The 12,871-nt window shown below is 43.5% G+C and carries 7 protein-coding genes; 4 read left to right on the top strand and 3 right to left on the bottom strand.

The window, feature by feature from the left end:
- Positions 1–77: 77 nt before the first annotated feature.
- Positions 78–1,493, bottom strand: coding sequence for a signal recognition particle protein (gene ffh, locus JV36_RS0108795; protein WP_032094538.1), 1,416 nt, complete (start codon positions 1,491–1,493; stop codon positions 78–80).
- A 300-nt stretch (positions 1,494–1,793) separates the two neighbouring features.
- On the opposite strand from ffh, the gene JV36_RS0108790 reads away from it, so the two are divergent.
- Together JV36_RS0108790 and JV36_RS0108785 are read left to right on the top strand one after the other, a co-directional pair.
- Entirely contained in the window at positions 1,794–2,585 is a 792-nt protein-coding gene (locus JV36_RS0108790; protein WP_032094537.1) for a cytochrome C assembly family protein, read from the top strand.
- A 139-nt stretch (positions 2,586–2,724) separates the two neighbouring features.
- Positions 2,725–4,017, top strand: a complete 1,293-nt coding sequence (locus JV36_RS0108785; RefSeq protein WP_032094536.1) for an HlyC/CorC family transporter — start codon at positions 2,725–2,727, stop codon at positions 4,015–4,017.
- Between the two features lie 187 nt (positions 4,018–4,204).
- On the opposite strand, the gene JV36_RS0108780 is transcribed toward JV36_RS0108785, so the two are convergent.
- On the bottom strand, positions 4,205–4,417 hold the full coding sequence (locus JV36_RS0108780) for a hypothetical protein (RefSeq protein WP_032094535.1): 213 nt from the start codon (positions 4,415–4,417) through the stop codon (positions 4,205–4,207).
- A gap of 136 nt (positions 4,418–4,553) precedes the next feature.
- A complete protein-coding gene (gene sixA / locus JV36_RS0108775) occupies positions 4,554–5,069 on the bottom strand; it encodes a phosphohistidine phosphatase SixA (protein WP_235207802.1) in 516 nt (171 codons plus the stop codon).
- 167 nt (positions 5,070–5,236) lie between these two features.
- Between sixA and JV36_RS0108770 the strand changes: the two genes are divergently transcribed.
- A complete protein-coding gene (locus JV36_RS0108770) occupies positions 5,237–7,984 on the top strand; it encodes an insulinase family protein (RefSeq protein ID WP_032094533.1) in 2,748 nt (915 codons plus the stop codon).
- A 212-nt stretch (positions 7,985–8,196) separates the two neighbouring features.
- The gene (locus JV36_RS0108765; RefSeq protein WP_032094532.1) at positions 8,197–12,753 is read left to right on the top strand and encodes an EAL domain-containing protein; all 4,557 of its coding nucleotides are present in this window, start codon (positions 8,197–8,199) and stop codon (positions 12,751–12,753) included.
- Positions 12,754–12,871: the final 118 nt, after the last annotated feature.

Raw genomic sequence — 12,871 nt, 5'->3', positions numbered from 1 at the left:
TGTTTCAGTTTCTTAAGTAAAAAACCTCAATAATTGGCCATTATTGAGGTTTTGTATTTCATCAAACGCGTTAGCCGTTATCTTGGTGGAAATCCGCCTGGACCACCGCCAAAACCGCCTGGCCCTCCCGGACCACCAAAACCACCACCTGGCGGTGTCATGCCTTTCATTTGACGCATCATCTTCTTCATACCACCGCCTGACATTTTTTTCATCATCTTTTGCATTTGCGTGAATTGCTTCAACAGGCGATTTACGTCTTGAATTTGCGTTCCAGAGCCAGTCGCTATTCTGCGCTTTCTAGAGCCTTTGATGATGTCAGGACGAGCGCGTTCCGCGGGTGTCATTGAGTTAATGATGGCTTCCATTTGATTGAACTGCTTATCATTGGCCTGATCTTTAATCTTCTCTGACATGCCACCCATGCCAGGAAGCTTATCAAGCATTCCCATCATGCCGCCCATGTTCTTCATCTGCTCAAGCTGATCTTTAAAGTCAGCTAGGTCGAAGCCCTTCCCTTTCTGAACTTTTTTCGCGAGCTTTTCTGCTTTGGTCTTATCAACCTTGCGCTCTACTTCCTCGATTAAGCTAAGTACGTCACCCATACCTAAAATACGAGACGCTATACGCTCAGGGTGGAATGGCTCTAAGGCATCAACCTTTTCACCCATACCAATAAATTTGATTGGCTTGCCGGTTATATGGCGAACAGACAGCGCAGCACCGCCTCGCGCATCACCATCGGCCTTGGTTAAGATAACGCCGGTAAGCGGCAGGGCATCATTGAATGCTTTGGCCGTGTTGGCAGCATCCTGACCGGTCATTGCATCGACAACGAACAGGGTTTCGATGGGCTTTACAGAGCTATGCAGTTCTTGTATTTCGCTCATCATGTCGTTGTCGACGTGCAGTCGACCGGCAGTATCCACTAAAAGCACATCGTAAAAGCCTTTCTTGGCTTCATCAATTGCGCTTTCCACGATATCAATTGGCTTTTGAAGAATGCTCGACTGGTGGAAACCTACATTCACTTCGTTCGCTAGCATTTCGAGCTGCTTTATCGCCGCAGGACGATAAACGTCGGCACTCACCACCATCACTTTTTTCTTTTCACGCTCGGTGAGGTACTTAGCTAATTTACCTACTGAAGTGGTTTTACCAGCACCTTGCAAACCAGCCATTAGAATAACGGCGGGAGGCTGGGTGGCTAGGTTTAGCTTTTCATTCGCTTCCCCCATAACAGCTTCAAGTTCAGATTGTACAATCTTAATAAACACCTGACCGGGCTTGAGGCTTTTACTTACCTCGGTACCGACGGCTCTTTCTTTTACTTGAGCAACAAAAGATTTCACTACCGGCAGAGCCACATCTGCTTCCAATAGCGCCATGCGCACTTCGCGCAAGGTCTCTTTAATATTGTCTTCTGTAAGACGCCCCTTGCCACTTACATTTCGTAATGTCTGGCCTAGGCGTTCAGATAAATTCTCAAACATAGTATGAAACTTCTTTTGATTTCAGACGCAATGTCCGTATTGTATCGTAAAAGGCACAGCGAACGTACCCGCAAATGCGTTAAAATTTACGCCTTGTTTTTACTGTATTATTTGAGCGTCTGACCTTTGCAAAAATTGACATCAAAGGTCAACACGCCCTGGCCACCCGCCGCTATTTTATTACGTAATAAGTGGTATTGAAGCAAACAAAATCAAGGAGGTGGTTGAATTTAGCCTAAAGTTGCAGTATCAATAGCGACTTATTCGGTGACGATTCACCCACGTATCACAGGAAGTATAATGAATACGCTTTTCGCCATTTCCGCTGCGCTACTCTATACCTTGGCCGCAGCCGTTTTAATTGGCAAATTTGTACACCACGAAGGCCCTAATAAACGCCTCGCCCTTTCTTTGGCCAGCTTAGGTGCTATCGCTCACATCGCTTTTCTTATCAGCGTGATCATCATTGCCCCCGGCCAGAACATGAGCGTAACCAACGTGCTGTCTTTGGTATCTTGGATCATCACCGTTTCAATGCTGCTTTTTGCTCGCTCCATTCCTAACCTCATTTTGTTACCCGTAGTATTTGGGTTTGCTGCGCTTGCTGTTCTGTCTGCTGCTTTTGTTCCCGTTTCTTACATCATGCATATTGAATTACAGCCGGGTTTAGTCGTGCACATAAGCTTATCCTTATTCGCCTATTGCACCCTTGTCATTGCGTTTTTATACGCGCTTCAAATGTCTTACATCACCTATCGACTCAAGCAAAAGGGTGCTGCCTTATTACACTCCTCACTCCCTCCCCTTATGTTAGTAGAAAATATTTTATTCAAGTTATTGCTTGCCGGGACATCACTGCTTACCGTATCACTGCTTAGCGGATTTGTTTTTTTAGAGGATATGTTTAGCAAGACTTATGCTCACAAGACCGTGTTATCCGCCGCAGCACTTGTTGTCTTCTTGGTACTTGTGATTGGACAAAAGTTACGAGGATGGCGTGGAAGACAAGTCATTTTAATGACAATTACTGGCGTGATATTGCTCACTCTGGCTTACTTTGGTAGCAAGCTAGTGCGAGAGTTCTTGCTGTAAGCTAATATCGGGAATACCATTGCGCGGTAATTTTACGAGCGGATTGAAGCCAATAATACTTTATTGCCCTTTTTTTGCTTGAAACCCAGCCTTCAACTTATTACATTTGAAGACCAGCATTAGATAGGAAGCCACCTTTTTGGACGACATATCAACGAGTACGCTGTTTATTGCGCTCGGCGTACTCATATTATTATCTGCATATTTTTCTAGCTCAGAAACTGGGATGATGTCGATAAATCGCTATCGACTCAAGCACCTTCAAAGCGAAGGGAACAGAGCGGCAATGCGAGTACAAAAACTACTCGACAGGCCAGACCGACTCATTGGACTTATTCTTATCGGCAATAACCTGGTGAATATTGCGGCGTCTTCGTTAGCCACGGTTTTATGCATTCGCTTGTTTGGAGACTACTGGGGTATTTTGGCGGCTACGTTTGGTTTAACCCTTATACTGCTCATATTTGCAGAAGTCACACCAAAGACCCTCGCTGCGCTCTACCCTGAAAAAATCGCTTTCCCTAGTTCGTTAATTCTTTTGCCATTACTTACCGTTTTGTACCCTTTTGTTGCAGCCATCAATGGTATTACAAATGGTATTCTAGCCATACTTCGAATAAGCCCAGCGAATGGTAATGATGACTCACTAAGCAGAGAAGAACTGCGTACCGTGGTGTTTGAAGCAGGTACAATGATACCGAAAAAACACCAAGACATGTTGGTGAGCATACTCGACCTTGAAAGTGTGACCGCCGAAGACATTATGGTGCCAAGAGCTGAAATATTTGCGATTGATATCAATGATGATTGGAAAAAAATTCAAAAAGCACTAACTCATGCGCAGCATACCCGCGTACTGCTATATCGCGATAGTGTGGATGATGCAGTAGGCTTTGTGCATGTGCGAGATGCCCTTCGATTGCTGTCTAAAGATCAGTTCACTAAATCGAGCTTGCTGCGCGCTGTGCGCGAAATTTATTTCACTCCAGAGTCAACGCCCCTGCACACCCTAATGTATAAGTTTCAAGCGGAAAAGGAGCGCATAGCCTTAGTCGTTGACGAATACGGCGATATTATGGGCTTAGTCACGCTCGAAGATATTCTTGAGGAGATTATTGGCGATTTCACCACCAGCATGGTGCCCGATCACAGTAAGGAAGCTCATGTACAGCAGGATGGGTCGGTGTTGGTGGATGGCAGTGCCAACGTTCGCGAATTGAACAAAGAGATGAATTGGAACCTGCCTATTGAAGGCCCTAAAACGTTGAATGGATTGTTGTTAGAATACTTAGAAGAAATACCGGAGAACAAAGTGAGCGTCAGGCTTGCTGGTTATCCATTGGAAATTGTGGACATTACAGAAAACATGATTAAAACCGTGCGTGTGATGCCGGAATTTTACAGCGCTGAGAAAAACAACACCTCTATCTAGGGCATCACGCCCTAGTTACTCCCACCTCGGATCATTCTGGTCGGGAAAGCGCTGTTCTGACAAAGCGCTGGTCTGAGAAAGTGCTGGCCAGTGTGTCAATCCATGCGCTTTGAACACAAATCCTTTTTTTGGCAAAAATTCCTTTACTCTTTAATCTTAAAATAAGCAGCCTATCAATAAAGCGTCCCTAGTCGGAAAGCTTTTCATCGGCGATTTTTTCATGCACTAATCGCTGGGCTCTTTTTTCAAGGGCTTTTGCTTTCGCTGCAGCAACCTTGTCTGACAATACAGACAACTTTGCAATAATATCCTGCGTCTCCTCATCTTCACGCAAATCAGCCTCAGCCATATGCGACTGAAGTGAACGCTTGAGGAGCTCAGGAATAGACTTACTATCCATTTCCCAACCCTTCGATAATATACACACTGACACTCTCAAAAAAGTTATCGGCGGTAGCGCAATTAACTTAACTAATCGTCAAAGAAAATATAGCGCCTTGATCTAAGGCTATGTGGGCAAAAGGAATTAGTGCGAATTAAAAGCCTTGATAGTGAGTTACCAAACTGCCTTTCATGCTGCTCAGTGAGTATTTGACCACCGCGATAGACGCTGTGGCAAAGAGACTAGTAGTGTATAAGCTGCAAACCTCATCTACTAGATAACTCACAAGGGGCATGTGACTTACAATTAAGAGTTTTTTGATGGGACGTTTAGCATTAACCGAAGCGTGTATTCTAGCGCTGATATAGTCGCTTACCAGCCTTGGTGAGCCTTCTGGGGTGATATCTTCATTAATCTCTAGCTTGTCGCTACTGATAGTCGAAGACACTTTTTCATAAGTTTGCCTAGCACGCCGATAAGGGCTCACTAACGCTAAATCGACAGTACCATCAATGCAGTAGTGCTGCGCTAACCAGAGCGCTGCAGACTTTGACTGTTGTTGCCCTACTTCCGTGAGTTGGCGACTTTTATCATCTAACCGAGGTGATTCGGCCTCTCCATGACGCATAATAAAGATATAAATGTCATCGTTGCTACTTTGACCTGACATAACATTGCGCATAGTATTAGTGAAGATACCGTAAAGATATCAGAGACATGATAATACGACTAGCGCTAACCGTTGAATAATGGTTATTTTAATCATCTATTCGTATTGCTATGTATATTTAAATCCTTTCTCCAGAAGTTGGGAGTTAAACAACGCACTGAGATGACATGAAAAACACAATCAAGTTTGAGAATGCTCATCACATAACGCTGCCAAATGGACTGCGCGTTATGGCATGCCATACTCCCGATGCTGAAGAGGCACACGTATCAATTGCGGTGCGCTCTGGACATTTTTACGACCCACATGATTGTCAGGGACTTGCGCACTTACTTGAACACATGTTGTTTATGGGCAGCCGACACTTTCCAAAACCTAATGCCATTAACGACTTTATTGAGCAGCACGGCGGCACGCTCAATGCGTGGACAGGCACTGAATACGCCAACTATCATTACAGTTGTCGTGCAGGCTCTCTTGCTCAAACCCTACCCGGTTTTGCCGACATACTGCGCCAGCCATTATTTGAAGAGTTATCTATCAGCAATGAGGTAAAAAACATTCACGCTGAGTTCGAGTTCAAGAAAAAGGATGATTTAAGACGTCTCTATCAAATTCACAAAGAAACCTGCAACCCACAGCACCCATTCTCAAAGTTTTCAGTGGGCAATAGCGATACGTTTTCAAAACATACCGCGGGCGAACTTAAGCAACGTCTTAAGGCAATGCACAATGAGCGCTATTGCGGCAACAATTTGTGCCTATGCATAGCGAGCCCTATGCCGATAGACCAACTTAACGCATTGATACATCAATGTTTTAGTAGCTTTAATGCAGGTGAGCTCGCTGACGACCAATGGCCTCCCCTTTATCGCGAGAGTGAATTAGGCATTCAAATTAATATTCAACCTTTGCAGTCGGCAAAGCGAATGATTGTGACCTTTGCTCTCCCACCGTTGCAAAACGACTATGAATGTAAGCCGCTTAACTATATAAGCCACTTAATTGGCGATGAAGGTGAAGGTAGCCTCTTAGCGTTTTTAAAAGAGCGTGACTGGGCGTTAAACCTCATTGCTGGAGCAGGTATTGAGGGCGATGGTTTTAAGGACTTCAATGTTAGCTTTCAGCTTACGAATGAAGGACTAATCAATAAATATAAGGTGCTGCAAGCCTTATTTAGTTACATCGAATTGATTAAGCAAGCGTCGACTGAGGGATGGCGATATCAAGAAAAAGCACAACTTGACGCGCTAGCATTAGAGTATGAAGAAAATATAAAGCCATTGAACCTAATCACAGAGTACGCCCAGCATCAGTTTGTTTTCTCACCTAAAGAACTGAACAAATTGAGAGCGACAATAGGCAGCTTTGACCATAGCGTCATACTTAATGCATTGTCTCACCTCAAACCGGCAAACCTTCGCTTAAAAGTAATTTCTAAAGATGTACCGGTAGATAAAACGTGTGCGTTTTACGAGGCAAAGTATAGCGTTGAAGACATACCTCTAGAAGTAAAAGCGTCATTAGATTCGCCGTCGTTATTAGGCGAGCTCGAGCTTCCGCCCCCAAATCCTTATCTAGGCGAAGAGTACCAACTCGTGCTTCCAGAGTCTGGCTTTCACATTCCTAATAAACTTATTGATAAACAAGGCTATCAGTTTTGGTTTGCGCAAGACCAACAGTTTCACAGTCCTAAAGGGGATATTTATATCTCTTTTGACGCCACAAGCTTTTCTGAATCTCTCACGGCAGTAGCCGCTAAGCGGATTTGGTTGGGGGCGCTTAACGATCACTTACAAGCAAAGTATTACCGTGCTGAAATTGCGGGGCTACATTATCGTATTTACGGGCATCAAGCGGGATTTACACTTCACACACGAGGCTTTACCAATCAACAGCCCCTGCTCGCTAGTCAATTGATGGACGCGGTGGTTAATTTCATACCTGATGAGCGGGCGTTCTCGCACCACAAATATTTACAGGAACAAGCACTTCATAATTCATTGCTGAACAAGCCTACTAACCGCCTATTTTCGAGGTTGAGCGTACTTATTCAGCGCAATACGCAAGCACCAATTGAGCTTTTAGACGTGATGTCTGACACTTGCTATGACGATATGCTCGTAGCTAGAGAAAGCGCGTTTAAGCATTTCTTTGCTGAAGCCTTTATGCATGGGAACTGGACTAGCAACGAAGCAGAACAGTTTGCAACATCGACTTATCGCTTGTGCGAGCATTCACAGGGTAGCCCACTGTCTCGAGCAGTATCAAAGCTTCCCGTTGGTGAAACTCTTTATCATCAAGTTTCCTGTAAACACGATGACGGTGCAGTTGTTTTATACTTACAAGCACCTTCAGCAAGCTTATCTGACACTGCCTTGTGTATGGTTTTAGAGCAGATGCTGGCAGCCCCGTTTTTCAACTCACTGCGCACTGAACAACAGCTTGGTTACATCGTGGGTACTGGTTACGTACCGCACAATCAGCACCCTGGCATTGCCTTTTATATTCAAAGCCCTGAAAAAGGTCCAAAACCTCTGCTTGACGCCATGACCACGTTTTTATATCAACAGCTACATGAAATAGAGTTTTATCGATTTTATTGGCCCACCATTCAACAGAACCTTTTAAAGCAGCTCGAAGAACGGGACCTAACCCTCTCTATGAAGTCACAAAGGTTATGGGTAAGCCTTGGTACACAGGACTTGGAGTTCAACAGAAATTTAAAACTGGCAGAGTGTGTGAAAAAACTCACGTTTGAACATATTCAAGACTTTGCCGACCAGCTCGCTAAAAGAGAGCGTTGTGGCGAAATAGTGCTCTATTCAGACGGCAAATTTGACCCTATGCCAACCTGGGAAAAACGCACCATTAATAGCATTGCGGAATTTAAACATAAAATTCCATATCATTGATAAACAATTCTTTATTCTTGCCGATACAAACTTATTCTAACCTTAGTGGCTGGCTAATAAGTAAGCCGTTGTTTTCGCTTTTATAAAAAGTCCTTGTGGAGAGTGCCTTAATTCGGCATATTTATTCCTCTAGTTGTTAGGGATGCGACTAGGACGCTGTAAAAATAAAACATAAAAAATAAAAACAATCGGCGTAAGCCAAAGGTGTTTAGGTGCGTTCAACCCTATTACAAACTGTGTCTGTTTTCTTGTTGCTGCTTTCAGGGTTATGCTCTTCTGCACACGCAATAGAAGTATCCGATCTTAAATTTACAGAGATAAGCAAACGCCAAGGCTTGTCTGACACTGCTGTACTAGATATAGTCGAAGACAATAAAGGCTTTATATGGCTAGCAACCTCAAACGGTCTTAACCGCTATTCTGGATATGAAGTTAAGCAGTACCATCCTTCAGATATCGACGCAAATTCAATTCCATCAGGTTTTATCCAGACATTATTTTTAGACTCAGACGGCATACTTTGGCTTGGGACGAATAATGGTCTCGCGAAATACAAACCGGACACCGATAACTTTGAGGTGTTTAATAAAGACAACTCTATAATCAAGTCTAATTCAATTACCGCGATTAGCGAATCAAAGGCTGGCAAAATTCTCTTCGCTGACGAAAAGTTTCTTTACCAATTTGATAAAAGTCAAAACAATATTACTTCTGCAAAACAAGTATTTGATGAACGGACGTTTGTAAAAGTGATAATGGATGAGGCCAACCGCACCTGGATTGGATCGAATGAATTTGGTGCAAAAATACTCGATAAAGAAACTGGGGAGTTATCAAGTTTAGACAAGGTAAATCCATGGGGAATTACCCTTGATTCCGCTGCGTTACACGACATTAAGATTATTAACGGCAACTACTGGCTAGCAACCAAAGAAGGCATAAATATCGTCAATGCCCGCGGTAAAACAATCCTTGTAAAAAATGGTGCTGACTTAGGCTTTGATGGCGACCTCAATGTTTTGAATATTACGATTAATAAAAGCGACGTCTGGATGGGCACTACCTCTGGTCTCTTTGTTTTAAGCCGAGCCACAACACAAGAAATTTCTAGCAATACTCAGTTCAAATCCCTTCATTTAAATTCAGACAATTATGAGTCAACCGGCTTCCCTGCTGCAGTAATTATGCAGGTGACTGTAGATAGAACTGGTGTAGTTTGGGCTGGAACATTCCGCCAAGGCGCATTCAGATATCACCCTGAGTATGCAAGCGTGCATTATCAGCCAGTTTATAATTCTTCTAGACAAACCGAAGATAATTTTGCCACCGTCTGGGCTTTGGCAGAGAACAAAAATAACGAACTTATCCTAGTTACGCAGAAACGAGGCCTTGCTAAGTTTTCGAAAGAGTCAGGAAAAATAGTCTATTTAGAGCAATCAGATGACATTGAAACACAAACAAATTACTGGGACTTAGCAATTGACGCCAAGGGAAATTATTGGGCTGCCTCTTCGAACGGATTATTTGCATATAAAGAAAAAGATGGACGAATTATTGAGCTTGCACACTTATTTGAGGGCGATATTATCGATCATATCCACTTTCATGACGATATGATTTGGATATGGCATGAAAAGCTTTCAACACAATCAATAGACACGCGGGCCCTTTCAGATCCGAATAGAGAACTTATGCCCACCCAGCTGTCTATCGACGGGTTGTCTAATACAATGGTTCCTGTCTTCACAGATAGCTTAAATCGCCTTTGGCTTCGCAACGAACAGAGCATCACAATCGTATCACCTTTCTCTCAAGAGGTAATTGGCCACATATCACAAAAGGAGGGACTAAAATCTCAGGTGTACTCTATTTATGAGACGAAGGAAGCATTTTGGTTGACCACACGCTCGGACGGTGTGTTGATGGTTGATAAAAATTCGTTAAAGATCGTCAAAAGACAAAGTAGAGACGATGGAAATGGATATATTATTTCATCTATAGGTGTTGGTCGTAGTATTTGGTACGCCGACGCTGCCGGCGTTCACCAAATTGCACTGCCTTCGCTCGACCAAGAGTCTCTCGTTCCATACTCCGAACTAGACTACAATAGTCTAGGAGAGTCATCGGTATTTGTCTCGAGAGACGACGCTATTTATTTCGGTGGAATTAGAGGGTACAACAAAATCTCTAAACGACTTGAAACTGGCGAAAGAATGGAGAAAAAAACCTTAATTCCGGAACTCGGCCAATTGAACGTATTTGGGGCGTCTAAGGAAGATGATGTTCAGCAGAGCTCCGCTGCCAGTCAAGCTCAAAGAAATACGAATAGCCAAGACGTCAGATATAACGATAGAGTTTACCTAGAGCATGATGAAACGCGATTCAGTCTCTCTTTTGCATTAGTAAATCCAGTTTACCCTTCTCAGGTATCCTACCGCTACCGTCTAAGTAATTTAGACGCAAACTGGATTTATATCGACGACGGAAGAGTTGCTCAGTTCAACAATATCAGCTTTGGTCGCTATACCTTTGAAGTTCAGGCGAAAGAACCTGGCAAACAATGGTCTGAAAGCCGCTCTTTGAACATCGAAATTGAACGCCCGCCTTGGTTACACGCAGTGGCCCTTGTATTTTATGCGCTAGTCACGGTAGTAATTGTTGCATTTCTGGTTAGACAATTTCAAATTCGAAAAGCCAATCAGCTAGCGATAAAAGAGTCTGAAGAACGATTAAAGTTAACGCTGTGGAGTTCAGGGGATGAATTGTGGGATTGGGACGTTTACCGAGGTCAAGTGTATCGGGCGAATACCTGGGGCACCCTAGATTTCCCTCAAGATGATATACGAACCACAGGGGCTTACGATGCCAACATACACCCTAACGATCTTAAACGCGTTAAAGACTCACTGAGAGAGCACTTAGAAGGGAAAAGCGACTTCTACGAACTTGCCTACAGAGCGAAAACGTTTAAAAATCAGTGGATTTGGATACTCGATAGAGGGAAGGTTGTAGAGAGAGATCACAATCAACAACCAATTCGCATGACGGGTACGCTGAAGAATATTAATCACCTTAAGGAAGCTGAAGAGCAGTTAAATTTATTTAAGCGCTCCATTGAAAACATCTCTGAAGGGGTGTTTATTTCAAACACTAAATTTAAGTTTATTAGTGTTAACAATGCTTACTGTGGCTATACCGGTGAAACTAGAGACCAAGCGCTAGCCAGCTACATGCATTTTCATTTATACCCAGATGCCTTTACAGAAGAAATTAAGAAAACCTTAAAGAGCAAAGGCAACTGGAGTGGCGAGGTTGAAAGCGTGCGCGTTAATGGCGAACGTTTTGAGATTGAGCTTAATATAGATGCCGTGCATGATGAAGACGGAAAAATCAGCCACTTTGTGGGCGTTTTTAGTGATATTACATCGCGTAAAAACACCGAGAAAGAACTGCTTAAACTTGCCAACACCGACCCACTTACTGAGTTACCAAATAGGTCGTTCTTTCAGGCCAGTCATCAAAACTTAGTGCGTAAAGGCGAGCAGCACACGCTTCTTTGTTTGGACATGGATAATTTCAAGAAAATAAATGACTCGCTCGGCCATCAAACCGGTGACATTTTAATCAAACAAATTGCTAAACGATTACAGAGAATTACCGGTAAGACAGCCACCTGTTATCGCCTCGGCGGCGATGAATTTAGTATTTTGATGGAGAATAATGCAGATATTCACACCGTTACGCACTATGCACAAAACGTGTTGGATACCCTGTCGCGGCCGTTTATTATTAACAAGCAGGAATTTGTACTTGGCGCTAGTATAGGGATCGCATTTTTCCCTGATGACGGTATGTCCCCCCAAGAAATGCTAAAAAATGCCGATACGGCCATGTATTTTGCTAAGAACAACGGTGGCAACAGCTATCAGTTCTTTAGCGGTGAAATGAATCAAAATGCCGTACGACAACTTCAAATCGAAAACCTAATTAGACAAGGGATCAAAGACGACCTCTTCACCGTGTACTATCAGCCTAAGGTAGATATAACGTCGGGTAGACTTGTCAGTATGGAAGCTCTGGTGCGGTTTGAGCATCCTCAAAAAGGGATTGTAAGCCCTGGCCAATTCATTCCCCTTGCTGAGCAGACTGGTCAAATCATTGAGATTGGCGAACAAGTTTTAAGAAAAGCCTGCGCCGATACAAAGCGCTGGGTCAGTCAGGGATTATTTAGCGGTCGCGTAGCGGTCAACATCTCTGCAAAGCAATTTGAATTACCTGACTTGGACGAGCGCATCAACCGAATATTGAGTGACGTGGGGCTATCTCCGCTTCATTTAGAATGCGAGATAACCGAAGGTACTTTAATGGAGAGCCCGGAAAATGGCCTTCAAATGATGACCCGCCTGCGAGAGCGAGGTATTCACTTGGCCCTTGACGACTTCGGCACTGGTTACTCGTCACTTGCGTATCTCAAGCGCTTCCCACTAAACACCCTTAAAATCGATAAAGCGTTTATCGATGATATCGCAAAGAGTAGCGTTGACCGTCATATGGCAGCAGCCATTATAAATATTGCCCACAACCTCGGACTTAAAGTGGTTGCTGAAGGCGTAGAAGAAGAGGCTCAGCTTAATATCCTGCGCCGTTATGATTGTGAAATGCTGCAAGGTTTTCTCTACAGTAAACCACTTAATGCAGAGCGCTTTGAAAAACTACTTACCGAAAATCATCAGCTAAATACTATCCTTGGCAACGCAAACCTACAGTAGATAACAGCTTACTATTCTCAACCTTCGAAAATGCGTATTACGGCAGGCTAAGGTCTGCCTCATCCTCACAATCCATTCCGGCAATTTACCGCCTATTAGGCAAAAGTTTAATAGACTT

Origin of the sequence: Alteromonas sp. LOR (assembly GCF_000753865.1) — a bacterium.
In the GTDB taxonomy this organism is placed as follows: Bacteria; Pseudomonadota; Gammaproteobacteria; order Enterobacterales; family Alteromonadaceae; genus Alteromonas.
Note: the sequence above shows the minus strand (reverse complement) of the source record. Positions and strands in the feature narration are given on the sequence as shown.

Bases quoted from the DNA above. Each gene is read 5' to 3' on its own strand.
- ffh (WP_032094538.1), bottom strand. From the start codon at position 1,493: ATGTTTGAGAATTTATCTGAACGCCTAGGCCAGACATTACGAAATGTA.
- JV36_RS0108790 (WP_032094537.1), top strand. From the start codon at position 1,794: ATGAATACGCTTTTCGCCATTTCCGCTGCGCTACTCTATACCTTGGCC.
- JV36_RS0108780 (WP_032094535.1), bottom strand. From the start codon at position 4,417: ATGGATAGTAAGTCTATTCCTGAGCTCCTCAAGCGTTCACTTCAGTCG.
- sixA (WP_235207802.1), bottom strand. From the start codon at position 5,069: ATGTCAGGTCAAAGTAGCAACGATGACATTTATATCTTTATTATGCGT.
- JV36_RS0108770 (WP_032094533.1), top strand. From the start codon at position 5,237: ATGAAAAACACAATCAAGTTTGAGAATGCTCATCACATAACGCTGCCA.